Origin of the sequence: Caldivirga sp., from assembly GCF_023256255.1 — an archaeon.
Taxonomy (GTDB): Archaea; Thermoproteota; Thermoprotei; order Thermoproteales; family Thermocladiaceae; genus Caldivirga.
In genome coordinates, this window is sequence record NZ_JAGDXD010000043.1 from 101,334 (window position 1) to 125,167 (window position 23,834).

The 23,834-nt window shown below is 42.6% G+C and carries 21 protein-coding genes; 10 read left to right on the top strand and 11 right to left on the bottom strand.

The window, feature by feature from the left end:
- Window positions 1-110: 110 nt before the first annotated feature.
- From Q0C29_RS07070 to Q0C29_RS07080, 3 genes are all read right to left on the bottom strand, one after another.
- Window positions 111-926 (bottom strand): ABC transporter permease, encoded by an 816-nt coding sequence (locus tag Q0C29_RS07070; RefSeq protein ID WP_291999955.1) that lies wholly within the window; start codon window positions 924-926, stop codon window positions 111-113.
- Window positions 919-2,010, bottom strand: a complete 1,092-nt coding sequence (locus Q0C29_RS07075; protein WP_291999956.1) for a substrate-binding domain-containing protein — start codon at window positions 2,008-2,010, stop codon at window positions 919-921. The genes Q0C29_RS07070 and Q0C29_RS07075 overlap by 8 nt, the downstream gene beginning before the upstream one ends.
- Window positions 2,011-2,561: 551 nt before the next feature.
- Window positions 2,562-3,650 carry an ABC transporter ATP-binding protein gene (locus Q0C29_RS07080; protein WP_291999957.1) on the bottom strand — a complete coding sequence of 363 codons (1,089 nt, stop codon included), beginning with the start codon at window positions 3,648-3,650 and terminating at the stop codon, window positions 2,562-2,564.
- Between the two features lie 172 nt (window positions 3,651-3,822).
- Here Q0C29_RS07080 and Q0C29_RS07085 point away from each other — a divergent pair, with 172 nt between their 5' ends.
- Window positions 3,823-4,182 (top strand): 50S ribosomal protein L18e, encoded by a 360-nt coding sequence (locus tag Q0C29_RS07085; protein ID WP_291999958.1) that lies wholly within the window; start codon window positions 3,823-3,825, stop codon window positions 4,180-4,182.
- Here the strand turns inward: Q0C29_RS07085 and Q0C29_RS07090 are convergent.
- Window positions 4,175-4,318, bottom strand: coding sequence for a hypothetical protein (locus Q0C29_RS07090; protein WP_291999959.1), 144 nt, complete (start codon window positions 4,316-4,318; stop codon window positions 4,175-4,177). The two genes, Q0C29_RS07085 and Q0C29_RS07090, sit on opposite strands and share 8 nt — an antisense overlap.
- A 148-nt stretch (window positions 4,319-4,466) precedes the next feature.
- Here Q0C29_RS07090 and Q0C29_RS07095 point away from each other — a divergent pair, with 148 nt between their 5' ends.
- The 6 genes from Q0C29_RS07095 (at window position 4,467) to Q0C29_RS07120 (ending at window position 12,861) form a co-directional block, all read left to right on the top strand.
- Complete coding sequence (locus tag Q0C29_RS07095; RefSeq protein ID WP_291999960.1) at window positions 4,467-5,234, top strand: hypothetical protein; 768 nt, start codon at window positions 4,467-4,469, stop codon at window positions 5,232-5,234.
- 100 nt (window positions 5,235-5,334) lie between these two features.
- On the top strand, window positions 5,335-6,369 hold the full coding sequence (gene nrfD / locus Q0C29_RS07100; RefSeq protein ID WP_291999961.1) for an NrfD/PsrC family molybdoenzyme membrane anchor subunit: 1,035 nt from the start codon (window positions 5,335-5,337) through the stop codon (window positions 6,367-6,369).
- A 6-nt stretch (window positions 6,370-6,375) separates the two neighbouring features.
- A complete protein-coding gene (locus Q0C29_RS07105) occupies window positions 6,376-10,119 on the top strand; it encodes a molybdopterin dinucleotide binding domain-containing protein (RefSeq protein WP_291999962.1) in 3,744 nt (1,247 codons plus the stop codon).
- A 5-nt stretch (window positions 10,120-10,124) separates the two neighbouring features.
- Window positions 10,125-10,928, top strand: coding sequence for a 4Fe-4S dicluster domain-containing protein (locus Q0C29_RS07110; protein WP_291999963.1), 804 nt, complete (start codon window positions 10,125-10,127; stop codon window positions 10,926-10,928).
- Complete coding sequence (locus Q0C29_RS07115; RefSeq protein ID WP_291999964.1) at window positions 10,925-11,584, top strand: molecular chaperone; 660 nt, start codon at window positions 10,925-10,927, stop codon at window positions 11,582-11,584. Before Q0C29_RS07110 ends, Q0C29_RS07115 begins: the two co-directional genes overlap by 4 nt.
- Complete coding sequence (locus Q0C29_RS07120; protein WP_291999965.1) at window positions 11,581-12,861, top strand: 4Fe-4S binding protein; 1,281 nt, start codon at window positions 11,581-11,583, stop codon at window positions 12,859-12,861. Before Q0C29_RS07115 ends, Q0C29_RS07120 begins: the two co-directional genes overlap by 4 nt.
- 12 nt (window positions 12,862-12,873) lie before the next feature.
- Here Q0C29_RS07120 and Q0C29_RS07125 read toward each other — a convergent pair whose 3' ends face one another.
- Window positions 12,874-14,139, bottom strand: coding sequence for a molybdopterin molybdotransferase MoeA (locus Q0C29_RS07125; protein ID WP_291999966.1), 1,266 nt, complete (start codon window positions 14,137-14,139; stop codon window positions 12,874-12,876).
- Window positions 14,140-14,202: 63 nt separating this feature from the next.
- Complete coding sequence (locus tag Q0C29_RS07130; RefSeq protein ID WP_291999967.1) at window positions 14,203-15,015, bottom strand: molybdenum cofactor guanylyltransferase; 813 nt, start codon at window positions 15,013-15,015, stop codon at window positions 14,203-14,205.
- Window positions 15,016-15,140: 125 nt separating this feature from the next.
- Here Q0C29_RS07130 and Q0C29_RS07135 point away from each other — a divergent pair, with 125 nt between their 5' ends.
- Entirely contained in the window at window positions 15,141-15,272 is a 132-nt protein-coding gene (locus Q0C29_RS07135; RefSeq protein ID WP_291999968.1) for a hypothetical protein, read from the top strand.
- On the top strand, window positions 15,235-15,654 hold the full coding sequence (locus Q0C29_RS07140) for a hypothetical protein (protein WP_291999969.1): 420 nt from the start codon (window positions 15,235-15,237) through the stop codon (window positions 15,652-15,654). The genes Q0C29_RS07135 and Q0C29_RS07140 overlap by 38 nt, the downstream gene beginning before the upstream one ends.
- Before the next feature lie 102 nt (window positions 15,655-15,756).
- On the opposite strand, the gene Q0C29_RS07145 is transcribed toward Q0C29_RS07140, so the two are convergent.
- From Q0C29_RS07145 to Q0C29_RS07165, 5 genes are all read right to left on the bottom strand, one after another.
- On the bottom strand, window positions 15,757-18,171 hold the full coding sequence (locus tag Q0C29_RS07145) for an AAA family ATPase (RefSeq protein WP_291999970.1): 2,415 nt from the start codon (window positions 18,169-18,171) through the stop codon (window positions 15,757-15,759).
- Window positions 18,159-19,367, bottom strand: a complete 1,209-nt coding sequence (locus Q0C29_RS07150) for a DNA repair exonuclease (protein ID WP_291999971.1) — start codon at window positions 19,365-19,367, stop codon at window positions 18,159-18,161. Before Q0C29_RS07150 ends, Q0C29_RS07145 begins: the two co-directional genes overlap by 13 nt.
- Before the next feature lie 376 nt (window positions 19,368-19,743).
- Window positions 19,744-21,186 (bottom strand): Fe-S cluster assembly protein SufB, encoded by a 1,443-nt coding sequence (gene sufB, locus Q0C29_RS07155; protein WP_291999972.1) that lies wholly within the window; start codon window positions 21,184-21,186, stop codon window positions 19,744-19,746.
- A 425-nt stretch (window positions 21,187-21,611) separates the two neighbouring features.
- Entirely contained in the window at window positions 21,612-23,174 is a 1,563-nt protein-coding gene (locus Q0C29_RS07160; RefSeq protein ID WP_291999973.1) for a sodium:solute symporter, read from the bottom strand.
- On the bottom strand, window positions 23,171-23,383 hold the full coding sequence (locus tag Q0C29_RS07165; protein ID WP_291999974.1) for a DUF3311 domain-containing protein: 213 nt from the start codon (window positions 23,381-23,383) through the stop codon (window positions 23,171-23,173). The genes Q0C29_RS07160 and Q0C29_RS07165 overlap by 4 nt, the downstream gene beginning before the upstream one ends.
- A gap of 210 nt (window positions 23,384-23,593) precedes the next feature.
- Between Q0C29_RS07165 and Q0C29_RS07170 the strand changes: the two genes are divergently transcribed.
- Entirely contained in the window at window positions 23,594-23,824 is a 231-nt protein-coding gene (locus Q0C29_RS07170; RefSeq protein ID WP_291999975.1) for a CDGSH iron-sulfur domain-containing protein, read from the top strand.
- Window positions 23,825-23,834: the final 10 nt, after the last annotated feature.

The window sequence follows — 23,834 nt, forward strand, 5'->3', positions numbered from 1 at the left end:
TACCTTAGAAGCAGTTTAACAATTACCTCTTAACTTCCTCACTGAGTAAATAATGCTAATTGAGTCTTCCTTAACTTAATTAGTGAATTAAGAGTTGCATCTTTAAGTCATTAGCTTACCCATTTATGTTTACCCAACACATGTCTTAATATCTCTATTATGGTTAACGCAATTATTGACATTAATAATGTTGCTGCTGCATAACCCAGTGCAGGTTCTAGTCCATAAGTCTCATAGTAGTACCAAACTAGAACTGATGCTGGATAAACGTAGTTAAACAGAGGTGGTGCAATAACATAATACGCTACCAATACTACTGAACCAAATTCACTAATTGCCCTAGCCCAAGCAAGTAGGTATGATTCAATTAGTTCGCTTAGCGTCATTGGTACTATTAGCCTAATGAAGACACCAAACTTACTTATGCCTGCAATAAGACCCACATCCTCGTACACTGGGTCTATTCGTTCAAAAACCTGCACCAGTGAACCTGTTATTATTGGTGAGGACACCATGAAGTAAGCCATCACTAGTCCTAGAATTGAGTTAATAACCGGTAAGCGTTTAATTAACGGTATTGGTGAAAGTGGGGAAACCATTAGGAGTATTGCCAGGCCAATAACGGTATGCGGTATTGTCATTGGTGATGATAATAGTGCGGAAACAATCCTACTAGCCCAACTTGGGATCATGCCTCTAGCTAATGCGTAGGCTGTAGGTGCACCAATAAGTAGGCCTAATGCAGCGGCAATCATAGCGCCTGTAAACGTTAATGTTAGGCTTTGAGTAAACTGAGGTCTAGTAAATAATGACACTATGTTGATTGGATCCATGAGGCCCACATAGAGCAATGCGAATACTGGGGTCAGTAGCACGATAAGCATGGTCGCTATTACGGCATGAAATGGTGCATTATCCTTATCCACCGTAAACCACCTCACTTGAATTAAGCAATAGCCTCAATTCCTTAGGAACCTGCGTTAAATTACCATAAAGTATAGCCGGCTTTAATGGTGTTATACTAAGCATCTTCATTAGTTCACGGCCTCTATGAGAGATTAGAAAAAGTATAAGCTTCGCCGCCTCATCCTTATGCGGATACTTGGATGGGATCGTTAACGCTAATTGTATGGGCGCTCCCTTAATTAAGTAAGGTTTACCATTAACGGTAATTGTTACTGATGCATTTGAATACACGTTACTGTACCTTGGATCCCCCAGATTAACCAAAGGAGGTAATGGGAAGTAAGGTAGATTAGCAGTCTCGGCTGAGGATTTATATATTGCAATATCAAACCAAACATCACCAAGCTGCAGCAAACCTATTAACTGACTTCCTGCTAACACCTCATATACTTTATTACTCTTATTAAGCTCATTGAGTAAATCAATATAGTAGTACTTACCATTGCCTGAGTACATCCCTATAAGTTGGAAAACCATTAATGCTCTATACCCCTCTGGGTCAGTATTGGGGTTCGATGTTCCAATTAAGTAAGCGCCTTGGCTCTCAGCTAGGTTTATTACCTTATTAGAGAACATTAGTTTAATGAACTTCATAGTTATGTTTATGGCCAATGAGTAATTGCTCTCGTTAAGCGCCTTCTCCTCCTCAATGGTTAGGTTTCTGACTTCATACAACAGTGGCCTGGGAAGTTTAGGTGAATAGGCTATAACCATTTCATCTCCTGCAATCGCAATGTACCAACTGGCATCATGAGCTGGATACAGTATTGAGGTTAGGATGTATGGATCAATGGAAGCGTATATAGCGTAGTAACTTGGATTCAGTAGTACTTGCCTAGCTGCCTGAACAGACCCCATTCCAGTAACTGCAACTGGAATACCAGCTTCAGTGCCGGATTCATTAAATAATTCTGCGTAAAGGGATGCGCATATTACTGGTAACCTAGCTTGACCTTGTGATTTAGCATGATTGAGTATGCTATAAATTCCAATACTTAATCCAAGTATTATCAAAAGAAGGATCACGATTACTGTTAGTTTCATAGGTATTTAGAAATGGTACTACACTTATTAGATTTGCTCTTATTTGATTAAAAAATTTTCATATATTTGAAAATTACTTTTTAATTTTGCTCTTATTTTATTGAAAGAATTTTCAAATGCATGAAAAATAACGGTAGTTTACATGTGCACTTAAAAACTCCGTTCCTTTGGGATGAGGAATGAGTTAGATTGAAAACTTTAAGGCACATTAATGCTCACCATAGGCTTAAGAGAGATGACTTAGGGCAACTAGCCTTGAAGTTAGGAAGAAGCGCCTCTAAATGCTGTATATCAGGGAATTCTTTGGAACTAAGGGTAAGCTCCTAAAGGCATACACTTCAAGGATGTGGCAAGGTATGGTTACATTGTTAGTGACATAGCACTTAAATAATAAAGCGTTCAAATTGCTCAAAATGCTGGCTAATTAATCGCATGGACTTAAACGCAAGCATAAGTATTCTAAGGAATGCAGGGGTAGGAGCCATATTAAATTACTTGCAGAGTCTTGACCTAAAGGGTAATGTAGCCCACATGGCTGCTATTAGTGGTCCTTAAATGTTAACTACTGCGAAACCACAGTTATCATGACTTTTATCTAATTCCCCATTATTTAATTTAAATACCAATACTTTATTCTTCTTAGCTAATACTACTACCCCATCTCCTACACGGTATAATTGATTAAACGCAGCTTTAATATAGTATCCATTAATATCAATGACCATTAATGGTTCATTGTCTTGGATTTCAATAGCCTTAACAACCCCTATTCCTATCTTAACATAGTTTTCATCAACATGGTGACTACTACTTAGGATTATGTCCCTGGGTCTAATGCCTAGGTACACTGTAGTACTCTCGTGGTTACAGTAATTGAGTATTGTTGCCTTAATTATGTTTAAGTTACCTATTGCATTAGCTACATCTATTGATTGTGGTTCATCATATACCTTAGCTGGTTCATCCACTTGAATAATCCTGCCTTTAATTAACATGGCTGTCCTATCCGCTAGATTAAGTACATCATCTGGATCATGGCTCACTAATACAGTGGTTATATTGAATTGCCTCTGAATGTTTTTAACCAAAATCCTTGCTATTGTCCTAAGCTTAATGTCAAGGTTTGTGAAGGGTTCATCAATGAGCAATATGTAAGGATTACTTATAAGGGCTCTAGCTAACGCAACCCTCTGCTGCTGGCCACTCGACAATTGGTTAGGGTACCTATTGAGTATATCGTTGATCTCAAGCACTTCAGCAATATGCCTAACGGCATTACGTATTTCGTTTTTAGGAACGTGCTTAATCTTTAGGGGGAGAGCTATGTTATCGAAGATTGTCATATGTGGATAAAGACCCCAATTCTGGAAAACCACCCCTACCCTCCTCTCAGCAGGGGGAACAATCACACCCTTCTCGGAAGAAGTCACGAGCTCATTATCTATCCAAACTTCTCCACTTGTAGGCTTCTCTAAACCGGCTATAATCCTTAGAAGGGTTGTTTTACCACTACCACTTGGGCCAAATAATGAGAAGAATTCACCATGGTTTATTACTAAGTTAACGTTATCTAAGGCGATTACTTGACCCTTATTACTCCTAAATACTTTAGATAACTTTCTCAGTTCAATCTTAGGCATTCAATATTGATGTCCAATAGCTAGACTTATATTTTTAAGCATGTCAAATCAATAACCTGATTTCATTGAATTGTATTGGTGTTATGTATGAAACATTATGGGGTATGGTGTCATGTTTTCTTTTGCTTCTTGGGGTTAGGTTTTTAAGAGTATGGTTTATTGGATTTTTCTTGTGGTGTTTGGGTCTAGTAATAGGTATCTTAGGATGACTGTTAGGTTTCTTGAGGTGGCGCATAGGCGGTATAATGTGGGGCTCTGGGCTACTGTGGCTGTTTTGCTTAGTAGGCCTAGGAGGGGTAGGGTTGTTGTTAATGTTGGTGAGTTGAATAGGCTTCTTAATGATGGTGATGTGGCTGTTGTTCCAGGTAAGGTTCTTGGGGATGGTGAATTAAGTAAAAGGGTAACGGTGGCTGCTTGGGCCTTCTCTAAAACAGCCATTAGTAAGATTAAGGCTAATGGAGGCGAGGCCCTAAGCATCCCGGAGCTTGTTAGGAGAATGCCTAAGCCAAGCGGCGTTAAGATAATCACTTAACAATCATCGACCCCCTCAACCTCCTAATCTCCTCATCCCTAACAGCCTTCCTCCTAGCCCCCTCCTCAAAAAGCCCCCTCTCATAATCATTAATAGGCTGGTATTGGGTACATGATAGGAATAGTAATGGCAACATTATACATAATAAGCATAATAATAACAATAATATAGAGAAAGGTAATGCGAAGAGAAAAGATATAATTAATAAGTATTGATATGAAAAATAATATTAATGTCATATTTTTGACTTAATAGGTTAAAAATATACCGCTTACTGCATATAAGTGACCAGTGTGGTTAATCATATTGTTGGTATGATGCTTGACCCAGTACATATACTTATACTCAGGTATTTAATATTGGGGCCTAGAGGTAATCATTTGAATTCTGATGTATCGCTGTATAAGATATCATTAATGGAGAATCAGAGCATAGCAACATTATATAGGAGGGCACTGGAGCTTCTTAATTATGGTCTCTTAATAAGGGTTAATAGGGGTAATTACATTGCAACCACTAAGGCATACTTCATTATTCTTTCCCTATATTTATCTAAGAGTGGTCTTGTTGATGATGAATTAGCCATGGCAAGTTTAAGAAAGCTTAAGCAAGCTTGGTATCTTGAGGAGTTTAATGATGAGGAGGTTTTAAACTACGTTAAATTACTAATCAAAGGAGCTGAAAGAAGACGCATAAGCCTTGTTAATGTTTGTACAGATTCATTCTCACGTACAGTAGTAATAATATTGCCTGACAAACTTAAGAAGAAGCCAATGATTGATGCAATAGGTGACTTCATTAATGATATGCAGTTAGTTAAGGCATCAGAGAGGGTGATCGCTAAGGCTCTCCTGGAGTTCTTCCCCACAATTACGTTAAACGATGGTTGCGAGGCAGCAATAGCAATATGGGGGCAGCAGAACCGTGGTATTAGGTATAGGGTGCTTGCATTGAAGTGCAGAATGCATGGGTACACTTTAGGCGAATGCCCTGTGGCCAGTAACTTAATAGGAATGATGCTTAGTAGCCATTTAAATATTTCTAAGTCTTGAAAGGAAATCCCCTGAACCTAAAAATAAATGATGTACCTATTCTTCACAGGTTAGAAAGCAAGGTTTAATGAGTTCTTAGCTATCATTTAAGCGAAACCTTATGCAGGCAATAAGCTACGTGAGTTTAAGCGGTTGGGGTCCCTACATGCCTCCGGGATTCCACATGATATGGGGTTGGCGTATCGCTGCTGCAGTATTCCTAACAGCACTAGGTAGTATGAGCATGTTGTTGGCTGCCTTCTACGATATTAGGGATAAGGGTGGTAGAATGACTAAGATAAACATAACTGCTGGTTGGATATTCATACTTGCTGCCTTAGCCTTCTTCATAATAGACCTTGGCCAGCCAACAAGAGCCGGTAACATAATATTCTATGGTTATACTCATGGTAGGTTAGCTCAATCATGGATGGATTGGGGTGTCATGTTCCTTGGAGGAATGGTCATATGGGGTATAATATACTTAATCATGCTTTACCTACCATCCTTAGCCTCCTCAATACTTGGAAGGAATCTGAGGATAACCAGGATAGTGTTGGATTACCTAGTAATGATAACTGGCATAGCAGCCACAATATACACTGCCTTCCTATTTGCGGCAGCTGGAGGTAAATCATATTGGTGGAACGGTGCACTACCAATACTATGGTTATCATCGGGTCTAGGATATGGAGCAGCCTTCTCACTTCTAGTGGCCAGGTTCTTCTACATGCCTAATATTAAGACTGATGGTGGTTCATTTGATGTTAGGCATCTGCTTCATGAATTAAGCTGGGTAGACTTACTTGCAGTGATTTTCGAGGGCTTCGCATGGACATTATTCCTAACTGTGGCCTACACTAATCATTATGAAGCCAGGATACCGCTTACTGAACTCCTTCTACAAACTTATGCACCATACTTCTGGGGTTTCGTGGTAACCCTAGGTATAGCAATACCACTTCTACTTGAGATAGCCTTACTTAGAGTTGACCCAATGGGTAACTTCGCCAAGTGGGCTGTCCCAGTAATATTCATTGCAGTGATAGTAGGGGGTTACATGCTTAGGTACATTGTAATAGCAGTAGCCTACTATTACGCTCCATTCACCCCATTAATCAATGCAGAACCACAATGGGGACCATGGTGGGGGTGAGGGATAATGGCGGCAGTAACCCTGAGTAGAAGGGACTTCCTAAAGCTTGTTGGAGCCACAGCAGCTGTTACTGGGGTTTACCTAGCAGCTAGGAAGGAAATGTTCCTATTTAGCCAGGTTTTTGAACAAAGTAATACTTCGGGAAGTGGTATACCTAGTGATGTAGTAGCCTTCACAACATGCTATGGTTGCTTAGGTAGATGCAACGTTGAGGTTATTATAAGCGGCCAAACAAAGCTACCTAGGTACATTGCTGGTTCAATATTCACCAGAAACCAGGGGGCTACATGCGATATTGGTGCAACCACAATGCTCCATTACCTTAGTCCAGCTAGATTAAGGTCACCATTACTTAGAGTTCCATCCAGTGAGAGATGTGAAGGCTACTTCATTGAGATAACCTATGATGACCTTCTTGATATTCTTGTTAATGGCGATAATGCATCGTTCCTAAAGGAGAGGGGATGGACGTACGGCTTCCTAGGCCTTAAGCAGATTAGGGAATGCTGCCCATACAAATTCGTGTACTTCACGGGGAGGGATCAATATAATCCAACGGAGAACACCTGGTTCGCTGCAATGTTTGGTACACCAAATCAGGCAGCTCACGGAGGATTCTGCGCAGTTGCGGTTGCCTCAGGTGGTTCCTACGCCATGGGTGGAACATGGTGGGAGTATGGTGGTTGGGACAGTGAATACACTAAGCTACTTATAATAGCTGGCATGACACAGGACCACTTCCCAACGATAACTAGACGTGAGGTCATTAAGGTGATTAATAATGGTGGTGAAGTAATATACATGTCACCTGAGAGAATCGGCAACTTCGGTGAGGTGGCTAATGAGTGGATACCAGTAATACCGGGCACTGATGGTATGGTTGTTTGGTCAATTATACATGAATTATTTAAGATGAGGGAACAGGGAGTACACTCAATAGATGAGGACTACTTGAAGTGGTACACTAATGCACCTTGGCTTGTCATCACTAACTCAGATGGTTCAATAATACCACCGCAAGCATCTAATGTTGGCTTATTCGCTAGGATGAAGAACAAGAATGGTGACTGGGTACCAATAGTAATGGGCAGTGATGGTAACCTATACCCATTCACTGATGTACCTTGGCAGAATGGTGTTGAACCAGTACTTGAGTGGAGCGGTTCAATAACAATACCGGTAGCCTCGGATTCTAACCAAACCATTACACTCAATGTTAGGACAGCCTTTAGTATACTAAAGGAAATAGCGCTTCAGGATAAGTGGAGTCCAGAGAATGTGGAAGCCACTTGGAAGACACCACCAGCCTATAAGATTAGGGAATTAGCCCAGAAGATTGTTAACCTGCTTAATAATGGTAGAGTTGTAATTAAGGCTAAGTGGACTGACTACCTAGGTAGGCAACATGACTACTACATAGGTACGCCATTCTCAGCATACATAATGAGGGGTATATCAGCCCACAGTAACGGCTTTGTAACAGCCAGGGCATTCGCACTATTATTTGCACTAATTGGTGCAATAGACACACCTGGAGGCTTCACCTATAAGCCACCTGCACCATGGCCAGTGCCAGATGGTGATTATTGGCCGGCCTATGTGGCTCCAGCTCATCCAAGAATGAACATTACGCAGGAGGACTATAACTCTAACCCATCACTCTACACTGGGCCGAATGGTGAAAAACTAATAGGTGTTATTGGTGGCGCCATGATTCAAGAGAGGATACTCAATGATGGCACAGTTCAGATATTAAGTGTTGAAAAGGTTCCGTATTCTAAGGCATTGCAGATAACCACGAAACCAATTGTCTATACGCCTGATAACCTAGTCATTGATGAGAATGGGCATCCATTATTAATTGACAGGGGCTTCAGTTGGGAATTCCCATTATCTGTGCATAGGAATTATACTGCTGTTAATATTGATGCTGGCCTTGAGTGGCCCTATAGGATTGAGTTCCTGCTTTGGCACATAACTAACCCCTACTGGGACAACGCCTACGATATTGATAAGGATCTTGGCTTACTTAGGATGAGGGATACTGATGGTAGGTATAGGATACCATTCGTTGCTCAGGTTGATACATTCTATGGTGGTTCAATACCCTGTGTGGACTTAGTAATACCTGATACAACATTCTTTGAAAGATATGGTGAACATAGTTTACTGGATAGGCCAGTATCGTCCGTTCATGGGCCCGCTGATAACATTGAGTGGCCTATATTGCCGCCATTATTTAGTGAGGTTAGGCCATGGAGTGATGGCGAGATAATGCTGGGTACGAAACTAGGGTTACCGGGTTTTGTTACTGATACTGGTGAACCCATGTACCCCAACTTAATGTATGATTGGCTCTGGAAGTGGCAGTACGCACCAGGTATTGGTGCATTATACATGGCTAGGGGTAAGGATGGGACATCGTGCTGCAAGGGTGATCCTAATCCCGATCAGATTAAGATGTACGTGTACCCAGGCTTCATAAATGCGGCAGCCTATAGTAACCAGGAAACATACCCAGCACCGCAAAAGGTACCAGTAAATAATGGCATTTACCCACCAGGTGTTTCACCAGGTACGCAGACTGTTGGCCATGCCTTCGCTTACTATGAGTTGCCGCTGGAGATTAGGTACTATAGGCATGTGAATAAGGGTTACTTGGAGTGGGCTGTGAGTGTCAGTATGATGCCTTATGCTAAGCCAACAATAATACCCATATATTCTGAAATAATAATGAAGTTCATATTGGCGGCTTACGGATTATGGAAGGGTAAGAACGCGTACTTCTACTACATGTATCAGAAGACTGGTGATTCAACGTACCTACAGTTAGCTGAGAAGAATGCGTCACCACCAAGTGATTGGTGGGGTAGCCACGTAGCCCAGATAATTAAGCAATTCTACCATCCAATTGCTGTCTGGTATGAACCACTGGACTGGATAGCGTCAGATGGCTCACCACCAAACGAGTACCCATTAGCCACCATTAATAGGAAGACAACACCATGGTTCTACCACACTTGGGAGAATCACCACCCATGGCTTAGGCAGATGATACCATACTCCCAAATCTGGTTAAATCCAAAGACCGCTGCTCAGTATGGTATTAAGGATGGTGACTGGGTTGAGTTAACCAGTAGAGGTGGTGAAATAGCTAGGGGGCAGGTTAAGTTAACGGAGGCCATAGCCCCAGGCGTGGTTGGTTACTGGAAGTCTAGAAACGCTAGGGCAGGTATGATGGCTCTCCCACCCAATGCAGTGGAGGTTCAGAAAGGCTTCATGTTTAACGACATATACGTCTACACAAGGGCCCAGAGTCAAGGTGGTGTAGCTAACTCCAACTACACAGTGGAGGGCTTGATAAATGCTGTGAAGAGCGGCCAATATCCAACACTGCAGTTTGATATATTCAGCGGTAAGACTGCTTGGGGTGATTTAAGGGTTAAGGTGGTTAGGATAGCTAATGATAAACCGTACTCAGCGTGGGGTAACGCAGATCCAATAGTTAAGACACCGCCAAAGCTGATAGTGGGTAGTGAGGCGTGGAAAATTAAGGTATTCAACTACAATGCTTATACTCAACCCATCGACATGGGGATAAGCTGGTATGAGGTTAACTCATCTTGGTTGCAGTTCCAGGAATCAATAAGGCACTCAATGGGTTACTCCTTCTCAAGTGCCGTAACTCCACCTTCAAATTCAAATAATGGACAAGACCCCCGTAATGGGGGTAAGAGGGGTGGGAGGTGATTTAAATGGTCCAGCTAGCAATACTCACTGACTTAAGTAAATGCTTTGGCTGCGCTGCCTGTATGCATGCCTGTAAGGAATGGCACTCAAGTGGATGTTATGGCCCAATGACTGACCTTGACCCATGGGGACCTGACCCAGGCAAGGCTCCATGGTCAGTCTTCTTCATGAGGGTACTGCAGGTTGAGGTTGGGGAATTCCCCAACACTAAGACCTTCAGCGTACCAATAAGCTGCTTCCACTGCAGGAATCCAGCCTGCACCACGGTATGCCCAACTGGTGCTATATATAAGAGGAAGGAGGATGGCGTTGTTGTTATTAACTATGATGTATGCATAGGGTGCAGGTACTGTGAGAACGCATGCCCCTACGGAAACATAATCTTTGATCCAGTGGAGGGAGTTAGTAAGAAGTGTGTCTTAGCCATTGATAGAATTTACGATGACTCCCTTCCACTCTATGAGAGGATTCCACCATGCGTTAGGAACTGCCCAGCTGGCGCTAGGATATTCGGTGACATGGATGATCCCAATAGTATAATATACAGGACAGCGGTTAGAAAAGGCGCTGTACCAATGGGTGCTGAGTACGGTACTAATCCACCCAGTCTTTACGTGATGCCTGGTGTACCAACTAATGAGTCAGGGCGTGAAGCAGCCCAGCAAATTATGAGCGAGCCCAATGAGTATGCCGTAAGAACTGGCGCGGCTGATTTACCCACGGTATTAAGTAAGCTGAAGGGCGTTAAGCCATCTGGTGGGCATTGTAAAGTTGAGAGTGTAGGTAACTCTAAAGGGTATGGGACATGAGTAACGTTGAGGTAGTTAATTTTAAAAGGACACTAGCTATTTCAAGATCAATACTTTATGATTTCCTCTCATCGCTGTATTTATACCCACGAAACCTTAATGACTTTAATAATTTCGTTAAAAGCAAGATAAATGTTGTTAAGAGCGCTTCAATGAGCTTAACCAACATATATGATTTTAAGGATCTTAATGAAGTTATGCGTTATGCTGAAAAGGTTAATGACTATGACTCATTAACTCAAATTGAAGCTGACCTAACTAGGGTAGACTATGGTGTTCCACCATATGAAGGCTACGTACATAGGGGTTACTTTGATGTTGGTGTTGAATCAATGGTTAACGCAATCTACGCAGAGTTTGGAATGAGCGTGAATAAGGGCTTCAGAGACCTTAGGGGTGATCATATTGTTATTGAGCTGTCTTTCATGAGTTACCTAGCGTATAAAAGCTACGAGGATTTTGAACACTATGAGAAATACACTGATGCTGAGATCAATTTCCTAATTAACCACTTAGCAGTATGGATCCCAATATTCGTAATTAGGGCGCTTAATCTTAAGCTTAAGACAAGTTACGTTAAGGGTATTCTTAGGTTCACTAGGTACTTCATACAAAGGGATAAGGAGGTTATTACTAGTTTAGGTGACTTATCGTGAGTAATGAGGTTAAGGTTGTTAGTGATAATGAGGACTTAAGCACTATTACCAATAGCCCTACGATAATATTGAGTGATAATCAACATGGACAATCGCCTAAGTTACCTAATGTTCATCCAATTAACGTATATGTTGTGAAGAAAAGTGATAACCGAAGATTAAGGGTCCTATTAGCGCAACTAAGAGCCCGTAGAATTAGCTTAACTACTATTGATGAAAAAGGTAATTTAACGAGAAGGGATTTCATAACAGGTAAATTAACTAAGACGAGGCTTGTTAATGCCCCAGTAGTCTTTAATGGCTCCTGCATGGCAAGGTATGGCTGCACTCAGTGTGTTGATGCATGCCCAAGTGGTGCAATATCAATCAATAATAAGGTGGTAATGATAGATGCGGGTAAATGCATTGAGTGTGGTTCCTGTGTTGCGGCGTGCCCCACAGGTTCATTAGCCATGGCTGGTGCAGACGATAATGAGTATGTTGTAGCTATTAATGAAGCATCAAGAGCCGGTTTCAGAAGACTAAGATTCACGTGTATTTACGATAATTCACAGGACAGCGATGATGAATACACGTATAAACTACCATGCATTGCATCAGTAGGTCCTGAGTGGCTGACTATGGCCTTAGCATCATTTGACGAGGTCTCCTTCACATGCCCTAATGAATCCTGTAAATTAAATGGCGTAGCTAAGGTTAAGGAATTACTCAGTAATTTAACTAAGGCTATTAAAGTTGAGGTAAGTGGGCTAATGGTTAAGAGACCTAAGGGGTATAGTGATTACTTAACCTACGTAGGAATAAGGAGGAGTGACTACTCCAGTGCGCTTAGGAGGCTTAAGGCATTATCCACGGGTGAATTGGCCTATGGCTTAAAAATATTTGATATTAACATTAGCGAGGATAAGTGCTCCTTCTGTGGTGTCTGCTTTGCTAAATGCCCTGGTAAGGCTTTCGACGTAGATAGTGCCCAAGGTGTCACAGTGCTTAAGTTTAATGCTATTAAGTGCTTGGGATGTGGATTATGTGTGGATAGTTGCCCTGAAAAGGCAATTAAGTTAACGGTATCTTCATTAAACGATGAGTGGATTATTAAGGTTAAGGATGAGGTTGTTAAGTGCAAGATATGTGGTAAACCCTTTGATACCAGGAGGCATATTCAAATGGTTAAGGCTAGAATGGGCATTAAAGGTGACCCAGAGTGGCTTTACTTATGCCCAGATTGCAGAAGATACTATACTGCTAAGGAAATGCTTAAAAGGAATCTTAGTATTTAGAGGATGAGTGAATTAATTAGAATTCATTCTACTCCTACTTCTAAGCATCAGTAATTCTACTATTAAGCCATCCTTTACTTCATTTACCCATGGTGGTATATTAACTAATGCATCCGCCTCAGCTAATGTTGATGTAAATGAACTACCTGTAACCTTCAATGGCTTAACCAAGTACCCTTCACCACTGGTTTCGATAACAGCCCTAACCTGTCTCCAAAGCCCCCTACCTGGTTCAGTTTTCTCAACGAGCCTACCGTAGGCTTTAGGTAATGGTACTGTGCTGACTATGCCAAGCATACGCCTTATGAATGGTTCTATTAAGAGGGTTAAGGCGTTTAACGCGCTTATTGGGTGCCCACTCACGCCGAACACTACATGGCAATCATCAAATACCGCCACTGTAGATGGTCTACCCGGCCTCATTTTAATACCCCTAATGTAGTACCTTGGCTTCAGTGAAGTTAATACATCGTGAACGTAATCTATTCCACTTGGCCCAGTCCCACCTGTAATGATAACTATGTTTGATTCACCTAACTCACCCTTAATAGTTGACGAGATTTCATCATAGGAATCCTTAATTATAAGGTGCTTTAATATGGTTACGTAAGGCATGTAATTGCTCATGAACCACTTAATCACTGAACCAGTGCTCTCAATAACCTTACCCCCTAGGTATTCCTTAAGAGCCTCTTCGGGGGTATGGGGCTTAACTAATTCACTACCTGTTGACAGTAATGATGCTGTAAGCCTATTGTAGAATTGCGCCTTAAAGACCCCGGCCTCAAGTAGTGCTGATAATAAGTAGGGTGTTAATACAGTACCCTTCTCAACCAGTAACTGACCCTTCCTTGCGTAGGAGCCTGGCGCATCAATGTTTTTACCTGTTGAGTAACTCTTTGTAACTATAATGGAATCGCCATTAACCTCAGCGTCCTCCTCAGGTACAACAACGTCAGCACCCATGGGTAAGTATGCCCCCGTAGTCACGTAGTACGCCTCCCCATTACCTAATTCACGGTTTGGTAATTGCCCTATTAGGATTGAGCCAGCTAACTTAAACACTCCAGGTGTCTCACTAGCCCTTACTGCGAAGCCATCGTAAGCCGCCTTAGGCATTATTGGTGTATCAAATGGTGCAGTAATGTCATTAGCAGTAACTAACCCAATGGCATCCCATAATGCTAATTCACTAACACCCGGATTACACTTGGGTGCATTGTTTAATGCATCCTCTAGGTCATGTAATGTTATGTACTTATCCTCGTGCAGTCTCATTAGTCTCAATGTGCTGCTAAACTTTTAAACCCACCGTGATTAATCTTTCTCTAAAGTGAATAATTACTTCTCAGCACCTATGAGGTTCAGTATTGCGTTAGCCACTGCACCATAACCCACACCCCTCCTCTCAAGGTCCCTTAAGGCATGCGCCGCTAGGGATAATATGCCCTTACTCACGTAAACCCTAGCCTCATCCCACAGCAGCGCCTCAGCATCACCCTCACCCCTAAGTAACCTTAATAATGGTGGATCACTCCACCTAATCACCACATCATTAGTGAACACTATTGGACCCCTTAGGTTGAAGCCCATTAAATCAATCCTCCTGTTAACGTTTAGGAATGAGGTTAATTTAATACCATGGCTTAATGGGCTTAGGAAATTGACAACATTCGATAATCTAAATAAGTCACTTAAACGGCTTCTACCATGGGCAGCCGCCTCATTAATCACAGTCCTAAGTAGGCTTGAGTCTATTCTGAATAAGTGGCTTTCAACAAGACCATTAGGCAGCACAAAGACTGATAATGGTCCATTACTAAGCAGTACCTTAAAGACATCAGTGGTTACATTGGGTGTATCGCATGGTGAGAAAACCAGAACCCCATTTAACGATGAAGCTGAGTCAACGCCAGCCAATACACCACTGAAGCGTTCACTATCCCCTATTACACGTAAACCCATGTTAACGTACTTGCTTGAATTAACCCCACCAGCGATAATGATGTCATCAAATACTGTGGCCTGCTTAATTATCCTCATTATCATTGGTTCACCATTCACTGGAAACAAGCACTTATCAACCCGCTCTAAACCATCTTGCTGAAACCTCCTTGACTCGCCACCAGCTAGTATTATTAGGAACGAGGGCATTAATTTAGGTGGTACGGTAAGTTAATTAACATTAACACAAGCCCAGTAACTAAACTATGAATTAATACCAGGACGCTGATTAATAGGCAGTAACGTTTATTTGATCTGGGATAGTTTACAGCATTATGCATGAGCATTACACTAAGCTTAGTGGTAGGATTGGGCACATTTACGTGATTAGGCGTAGGATTGGACATATTTACGTTAAGGGTGATTTAAGTGGCCTTAAGGGTGAAGCTAAGAGTAAGAGCCAGTAGGGTTATTGAAACCACAGCGTTAGTTAACACAGGCTTTGAAGTAGAACGCCCTCAACTCCTAATCCCACTTAGATTAGCAAAGGAGCTTGGGCTCTGGCCTCCCCCGCCCTCAGCTGAATTGATTGAACTTGGTACTGCAGGTGGGCCAGTTAGGAATTACATGGTGCCTAATGCGCTTGAGGTTTGGGTAATCACTGAGGATAGGGAAGTGGGTCCTGTTACCTGCGATGCATTAATCTCAAATATTGAAACCGAGGTGCTCATAAACGATAAGTTAGCTGGGGAATTAAAGATCGTTATACTTAACCCAGCCACTGGTGAATGGAGATTCTACGATGAGACCATTACTAGACATACTGAGTCACCCACGTATTGGGTTTAGGCATTCACTTAAGAGTTCTTCCAGCATCAAGGCATCATTAATATTCATGTAGGGTTAAGAAGGAGCAGTATGGGAATCTACCTAAGGTTCAGATCCATTATTTCATGCATTATAGGCTACTGATTCACCCCTTGGAGTAGTTACCTCAACCCTAATTACGTTATCTGCAGTATTCTCAAATGCATCAACGTGTGATGTGACTACTAGCGTATCGACAACGTTGGATAAGTCACGCAGCCAATTTGAAACCCTCCTTCTATGTTCTGAATCCAAGTGCTCTGTTGGTTCATCTAGGAGCATTATGGGTATGTCACCAAGTATTGCCTTAGTTAAGGCAAACCTAAGCACCAGGGCTACTAGGTTTCTCTCACCCATTGAAAGCATGCTTACTGGTAATTCCCTACCATCACTCCTCTTAACCATGACCTCATAGTCCTCCGTAACGTAAACATCGGTCAGTGATTCCTTATGCCTAAGCATCTTGAAGGCGTCCCTCAACTCATCATTTATTGCATTCAGTAACGCCCTCCTTAACGCAGGCTTAGCGTTATCTATTGCGTTAATTAACCCTACAACCTCCTGGATCTTCCCCCTAATGAACCTAAGTCTCTCACTCCTCTTACTAATCAACTCCCTTAAACGCTCAATCTCATTCTCTAATTCCTCTATACTGGCCCTTAATTGACTTAAACTACCCCTGTTTTGATCAAGCCTAGTCCTCAATTCCTTAACCTCCCCCTCAGTCCTCTTAACCTCCTCCTCAACCTCCCTAAGTCTCATTAGCTCCTTCCCCAAGGCCTCAATCTCATTCTCTAGTTCCTTAATCCTAGCCTCAGTATTAGTCTTATTTTCCAGTAAATGCCTTAAGTCAGATTCAGGGTTCTTAGCTAACTCAGCATTAAGTTCCACATACTCCTCCTGAAGACTCTCCGCCTCAGCGAGTTCCCTCCTTAATTGACTAAGCCTAGTGTTAACGTTATCATGCATCCTCCTCAGGTTCCCCAATTCCTTAACCTCCTCCTTAGCGGCCTTCAACTCCTCCTCAAGTTCACTAATCCTTATCCTTAATTCCCTTAGCCTTGATTCAAGAATTGGAATTCTCTCAGCAGCCATCTTGGCTTGGGTAAGCTTACCCCTAAGCTCCTCCTCAGCCTCCTTTAAATCACCATAATCCTTTAACCTCAGGTCAATTTCCCTCATCTCCTCCTTAATCTTCCTCAACTTCTCATTATTCTCCCTAATTAACCTCTCCTTATCCTCTGGTTCTAATGGTCTCTTGCAAACTGGGCATACGGGTTCCTTAGATGACTTCAATACATTCAACTCCTCCTCAATATGGCTTAACTCACTCTTAAGTGATAGCTTCCTAGACTTCAATTCATCAAGTTCACTAAGCCTCATTATGATTTCCTTAAGCTTCCCCTCAATTTCCCCCTTCCCAGCCACCCTTTCCCTTAATTCCTCCAACTCCGCCTCAATTTCCCTCAACTGGTTACTTAACTCTGAATGCTGCTTCTCAAGCCCCTTTATTGTTGATTCCTTGGATTCAAGGGTTATTACCTTACTCCTTAATTCCTTCTCCTCCTCCTCAAGTTCATTAATCTTGCTTCTTAACTCCTTTATACCCTTGATCTTTTCCTCAATCTCCTTAACCCTGGCCTTAATGCTCTCCCTCTTCTTGATCTTTTCCTCAGTATCCTTAATACTTGAATTAATCCTACTTAACTCACCCTTAAGCCTAGTTAACTCATCATTAAGGGCATTAAACCTCTCCCTAATTCCAATCAGCCTCCTCTCCTCCTCCTTAAGCTTACTTAATTCACCATCCTTGATGCTTAACTCCTCTTCAAGCTTATTGACCTCGTTCTCAATTTCCTTAACCTTAACCTTAGCTTCACTCAGCCTCCTCTCAACTCTCTCCTTCTCATCATTGTTCTCCCTAATTGCAGCCTCAAGCGCCTTCTCCTCCCCCTCAAGCCTCTTCTCAATGCTCCTTAGGACATCAGTCTGAAGCTTATCCATTGAGTCAATCTTAAGCAGCCTATCAAGCTTAAACTCCTCCCTCCTATTAACCTCAAGTATGTCCCTTAATTCACCTTGCCTAACGTAAAGAAGGTTGAAGAGGTCAACGTCCACCCCCAGGTTCTCCGTAACCCACCTAGTCACCTCCTTATCCCTACCGGCAACTCTACTACCGTTCTCGTTCATAACGTATGTTTGGGATTCAATAACCTTCTCCTTAGTGAAGGCACGTTGAATAACGTACCTACGCCCCTCAATATTCACTACTAGCCTAACCGCACCAGTGGAGGCACCTATGGTAACCAACTCCGATAACCTCACCCTCCTCCTCTTAAGCCAGTCGGTCCCATAGAGTGCTAAGGCGATAGAATCCAGTATGGTTGTTTTACCTGCACCGTTTAAGCCATGTATGAAGTTAACCCCACTACTTAACCTCACTGAGGCTTTCCTTATTGACCTAATGTTCTCAATCTCAATTAACTCTACTGAAGCCATTCAACATCATCCCCTATCCCAAGGGCCTTCTCCAAGGCAACCCTAGCCTCATTAACCTTACCGTCGCTTACCAGGTCAAGGGCCCTAAGGACGGCATTAACCATAGTCTCATTACTCAGGTTCTTGCCTAAAACTGATTGAATCAAGTCAAGTAGGCCATGGACAACCTGACCCTTAACACTACTGCGTTTAGTGACGGCTAACTTAACGTTAACCTTAAGTGCATCCCTTATTAAACCCTTAACTGCGTTGAAGCTGTAATCCCTCACACTAAAGCCCTCACCTAATTCACCGGTTACGTTAACCTCAACGTAGGCGTCCCTGTAATTAAGGCTACTTAACTCACCTAAATGCTCCCTGAGAACTGAGGGTGATTCACCATTAACATTAATTAACACCTTGATCATTCTGCGTCCCCCACGTAGCCTAATTGGTTCAACCCTAACCCTATCACCATAATCAGTATCCAGTAGTAGGAAACCCTTAGGATCCTGTTCCTTAACCTTACTCAACTTGCCATCATTAAGAATGTAAGTTTCAAACTCCTGGGAATCCCAAATCTCAAGGGAACCAGGGTATACTGCATTTAATGATGGATGCCTTAAGGCATGTTCATGAATATGACCCACCGCGTAGTATGCATTGGTCGGAAGTTCACCAGCAGGTATAGTGTAGTAATCAATATTAGGCATGGGGTACCTATATGGTGCACCCTCAATGTATTGATGCATCATAACAATGTTTAAGCCACTCCCCATTAATTCCCTTAAACCCCTGGTTAGCTTACCATGATCACTACTGGGCACGCAGCCTACACCAATGATCCTCAACTTCCCGTAATCAACGTAATCCAAGTCAAGGTACTTAACTAGGCCTGAAGATGATAATACACTTATTGGATTATCCACAGGATTAATTACCGAGGCATCATGATTACCCCTAGTAATAATTACATCAAGCCCAGAATCCTTAAGCCTACTGAAACCCTTAATTGCCGTTAAGTATGTTGATGGGGATGGCCTTGGATTATCAAAAAGATCACCAGTAACAAGAACAGCATCAACCCCCCTCTCTTCATGTAACCTAATAATCTCATTAATTGCATTAAAGAACGCTAACTCGTAATCCTTAGCCCTAGCCTCAAGACCATACTGCCTCCTACCTAAGTGCACATCAGACATGTGCGCAATGAGCACAATACTGAATCTTCGTTTAGGTTAAAAAGCTAGTGCATTAATTAATACTTTTCAGAAACTCTAAGGTTAAGTAATTCTTAATAAGCACAGGTTTAACCACACTAATGTTTCCCTAAACCTTCTAATAAGCTAGTATCATCTGTGCATTTCACTGTTTTAATATTCCTTAACTTAGCTAGTATCCACTTTATTTACTCCTTAATCTTCATTTAATCCCCTCAATCCAACCCATAGCCCTACTCAAAGCCTTAAATACGGTACCTCATTGAAACTGCATCATCAGTTCAGTATAACGATTACTTCTGCTTAATCCCAAGCATAATTGGTTGTACATTGTCTCAATGTTGAAACCTAGGGGGAATGAATTATAATTGATTCAACCAATCTTATGCAGCTTGCTTAACTCTAATTCAATAGCCTTATTGAAAATTGACATGTACTCCATCGGTAGGTTAACCATTACATCGTGGAAGTACCCCAGCACTATTAGGCTCCTGGCCTCCTCCTCACTTAAGCCTCGGCTCCTCAGGTAGAATAACTTATCCTCACTTATCTTGCCAGTGTAGGCTTCGTGGGTGACTGTGGCTGAATCCTCAAAAACCTGCTCATGAGGTATTGTGTACGCCCTAGACTTCTCATCAAGCACCAGTGAGTCACATGATACTGATGACTTAGCGTACTTAGCCCCCTTCCTAACGTAGACGAGCCCCCTATACACTGTTGTACCACCATTTAGGCTAACCCCCTTACTAACAACCTTACTTGACGTGTGGGGTGCATCGTGAAAAACCTTAGCCCCCTCCTCCTTCCAGGTTGGCCCATTAGCCAGAGCCACAGAGGTGACGGTGGTTTTAGCGTACTCACCCTTAAGGACAGTCATTGGGTAAACCATAGTTACCTTACCGCCCAATGAGCCGCTAAGCCACTCAACGTTAGTGTTGGCCTCGGCTATGGCTCTATTATTACCAAAGTAGACCACACCCTTACTCCAATTCTTCAAGTCAACAAGCTTAACCCTAGCCCCCTTATGCACGTAAACCTCGGTTACGCCATCATGTAGGCTAAGGCCACTGAAGACTGGGGCGGCACAGGCAACTATTAATTCAACCTGGGAGTTCTCACCAACGACTATGAGGGAATGTTCGAATTGACCAACATTAGCGCTACTTATAAGTACAACAAGCTCTATAGGCATTTTAACACGCGTATTAGGTGGTACATAAACAAACACACCCCCGCTCCATAGGGCAATGTTAAGTGATGCAAACTTATACTCAGGTGGGAAAACCTTACCGAAGTACCTTGCCACTAGGTCAGGATACCTCTTAACAGCCTCATCCATGCTCATAGCCACCACCCCAGCTTCCTCAAGGCTTCTCCTCACGTTCTCGTAGACCACCCCTGAGTCAACTTGGCTAATGACTCCAGCCAATAGCCTGGACTCAACTTCAGGTATTTGAAGAGCCTCATAGTACTCCCTTAATTCCCTAGGTAACTCATCCCATGACCTAGCTCTCTCAACGCTTGGCTTAGCGTATAGGATTAGGGATTCAAGGTTAATGTTACCCTCCAGGGGGAGCCAATTTGGCCAAGGTTGCCTCTCAAACATTTCAAGCGCCCTTAACCTAAGCCTCCTCATCCAATCAGGCTCACCCCTAATCCTGCTCAACTCCTCAACGGCATCCCTACTTACTCTACCTGTTATTGTTACATCCCACTTAATTGGCTTAGCTAAACCAAGCATGCTTGAGACATCCTCAGCCTTAGTGAAATCTAGCTTAACATCACTTATCCCCATCGTGTACTTCACCAACTTCATGAAATTATAAAACTTATTTAATTATAAACCATGATTAATGAGGACCCAATGAACTCAGTACGTGGGTTCTCGATCACTGGTCACAACTTAATAATCCTCATCACTGCATCCCCTAAATTAAGCCCCCTTATAAACTATGATTATTAATACCATGGTTTGAATAAGAGAGTTCAACCTTCATTGTGGTTAATAGTTACTTAGCCTCATTACTCCTCCCCTTTGAGGGTGATGGGTTTCATTAGGCGTCTTCCCCCAAGGCCCACTCGCAAGCCCCACAACGGCAACCTATGATATCACATAAAACTTACCTTATCGCATTAAGAGGATTGAAAGTAATTAAAAATAACGAGCAGTTACGTAAAAATGTTAACAGACTTGCAGTACACGTTAATTTAACTACATGAAGATGTAGTACTGCGATTAACTTACGCCTTAACTCTACTAACGGCACTTCTCTTAATTAACCCAGCTAAGGCAGTGCCCACTAGGGTGACTAATATGTTTACCGCCAATGCTAATACAGCAATGTAGTATAGGTGGCTTGCAATCGGGTAGAGCGTTGGTGAGGCACCCTTTGTTGCAATATACCTAACCATGAACATGTATACGCCTGTTAATATTCCTGAAGCCCAACCAGCCATGAGCGCATACTTATTAAGCCTATCAGTAACTAAACCAAGGAATATTGGGGGCAGCGTTTGAGTTATTATTATTCCACCAAGTAGCTGAAGGTTTATTGATACTGAGGCTAATGCTGGTATTAAGGCGAATACGAGCGCAAGGAACTTAAAGAAGACTGAAGACCACTTAGCCAACCTGGCCTCACCCTGAGGAGTCAATTTAACCACATACCTAGCCACATTCCTAGTCAATAAATTCGCCTGAGCCATAGCCATAATTGCGGCAGGCACCATACCTCCAATGAAAATGCCCAGTAAAGCCACCCCAGCTAGCCAATTGGGTAGTATTGTGGCCGCCAATGCTGGTATGGGTAAGTTACCTTTAATTACAGCCGCGTACCCGGTTGATGGGAAACTCCTTATAATGCTAAGCGCCTGTGAGTCGGCGTAAACCAGTATTCCGTAAAGCGCCAGTAATGCAAGCCCAATACCATATATTGGCAGTAGGGCTGTGCTTAAGGCTAATTTACGCTTACTCTCAGCGCTTAAGGCTCCATTAACCGAGTGGGGGTATAGGTATAGTGCAAGTGAGCTACCAACCCAAAGTGATAGGTAAGCCGAGGAGAAGGCTGGGTTAAGGCTACTGGTGCCTGTGGGTAAGCCCTTACCACTGTTTAGGCTGGTGGCTATCTTGAAGGCTGTGTGGAATGCGCCTGGTATGGCAATGGGCGCAACAATGAGTATCGCTATTATGCTTAGGAAGATTAATGCATCCTTAAACACCGCAGTTAAGGTGGCTCCCCTTAAGCCGCTTGTGTACGTGAAGGCTGCTAATATTATGAAGGCTATGGTTAAGGCCAAGTCGCTCACAGTTTCTAGGCTAGCCCCAGGAACAACGTTAAGCAGCATAACTGCTAACACAGCACTCATGCCTACTATTTGAAGCGCAATGTAAGGTAACTCAGCCACTATACCGGTTAATGCCACTAATGCAGCCAATAACCTACTGTTAAACCTATCCTCAACGAAGTCAGCGGCCGTAATGTAACCCCTCCTCCTAGACCACTCCCAGAGGGGAGGCATGACTACTGTGGCTAATGCGAAGACTGTGGCTACATAGGGTACTGCGAAGAAGAATAATGCACCCTTCGCGAATACACCAGCGGGAACTGCAACGAACGTGTATGCCGTGTATAAGTCTGCACCCACTAGGAACCATACTAAGAATACTCCTAACCTCCTGCCGGCTAAGGCCCACTCATCAAGCCTACTTAAATCACCCCTCCTCCACCTAGCCCCATAGAAGCCCAGCAGCACGAAGACTATGAAGAGTACTAGGAATGATGCCCAACCGGCAATCCCAATCATGATTCACCACCATGAATCAGGAAAACCCCTATTAGGCTTAATACTGCGGCTATAACTAACCAAAGGGTCTGGAACCAGTAGAAAAATGGTACACCACCAACCTCAGGATTAACCCTATTGTACACCGGTAGCACTAGGTAAAAAACCCACGGTACTATGAAGAGTATTGCGGCAGCAACCCTTCTACCCAAGCCAATGTTACTAGGCATAAAGGGGCCTTCTTAATTCCTTTATAAGTATTACCCTGTAACTACTTTAGATTAATATGAACGTAAACTGTGAAATAGGTTACTCTATTAATATTTAATAATAATTAATTAATCAAGGTTTACGGGTGATTCTTAACACATGAATGCATTCAGACATAATTAGGGATAGCAGGCGCGTTACGTTTTAAAATACTATGAATCAGATGCACTATGGCTAGGTTAGTTATACATACGGCTAAGAAACCATACGTATATAAGCTTCCCAGTGGGGAAACAGTAGCCATATGCATGTGTGGACTAAGCGATAAGTACCCATTCTGCAGTGGGAAGCATAAGCTGGTGCAGGATGAAGATGATGCTAAGGTTTATACATATGATGAAACAGGTTATAAGAGGCTAGGTGAAGTCAATATTGATGTTAAGGGATTAAGGAAGGTTTAAGCATGGTTTA

Excerpts from the sequence above, each read along its gene's own strand:
- Q0C29_RS07075 (WP_291999956.1), bottom strand. The coding sequence starts at position 2,010 with ATGAAACTAACAGTAATCGTGATCCTTCTTTTGATAATACTTGGATTA.
- Q0C29_RS07080 (WP_291999957.1), bottom strand. The coding sequence starts at position 3,650 with ATGCCTAAGATTGAACTGAGAAAGTTATCTAAAGTATTTAGGAGTAAT.
- Q0C29_RS07125 (WP_291999966.1), bottom strand. The coding sequence starts at position 14,139 with ATGAGACTGCACGAGGATAAGTACATAACATTACATGACCTAGAGGAT.
- sufB (WP_291999972.1), bottom strand. The coding sequence starts at position 21,186 with ATGAAGTTGGTGAAGTACACGATGGGGATAAGTGATGTTAAGCTAGAT.
- Q0C29_RS07170 (WP_291999975.1), top strand. The coding sequence starts at position 23,594 with ATGGCTAGGTTAGTTATACATACGGCTAAGAAACCATACGTATATAAG.
- Q0C29_RS07135 (WP_291999968.1), top strand. The coding sequence starts at position 15,141 with ATGCATGAGCATTACACTAAGCTTAGTGGTAGGATTGGGCACATTTAC.
- Q0C29_RS07115 (WP_291999964.1), top strand. The coding sequence starts at position 10,925 with ATGAGTAACGTTGAGGTAGTTAATTTTAAAAGGACACTAGCTATTTCA.
- Q0C29_RS07110 (WP_291999963.1), top strand. The coding sequence starts at position 10,125 with ATGGTCCAGCTAGCAATACTCACTGACTTAAGTAAATGCTTTGGCTGC.
- Q0C29_RS07160 (WP_291999973.1), bottom strand. The coding sequence starts at position 23,174 with ATGATTGGGATTGCCGGTTGGGCATCATTCCTAGTACTCTTCATAGTC.
- Q0C29_RS07145 (WP_291999970.1), bottom strand. The coding sequence starts at position 18,171 with ATGGCTTCAGTAGAGTTAATTGAGATTGAGAACATTAGGTCAATAAGG.
- Q0C29_RS07165 (WP_291999974.1), bottom strand. The coding sequence starts at position 23,383 with ATGCCTAGTAACATTGGCTTGGGTAGAAGGGTTGCTGCCGCAATACTC.
- Q0C29_RS07105 (WP_291999962.1), top strand. The coding sequence starts at position 6,376 with ATGGCGGCAGTAACCCTGAGTAGAAGGGACTTCCTAAAGCTTGTTGGA.
- nrfD (WP_291999961.1), top strand. The coding sequence starts at position 5,335 with ATGCAGGCAATAAGCTACGTGAGTTTAAGCGGTTGGGGTCCCTACATG.
- Q0C29_RS07130 (WP_291999967.1), bottom strand. The coding sequence starts at position 15,015 with ATGCCCTCGTTCCTAATAATACTAGCTGGTGGCGAGTCAAGGAGGTTT.
- Q0C29_RS07090 (WP_291999959.1), bottom strand. The coding sequence starts at position 4,318 with ATGTTGCCATTACTATTCCTATCATGTACCCAATACCAGCCTATTAAT.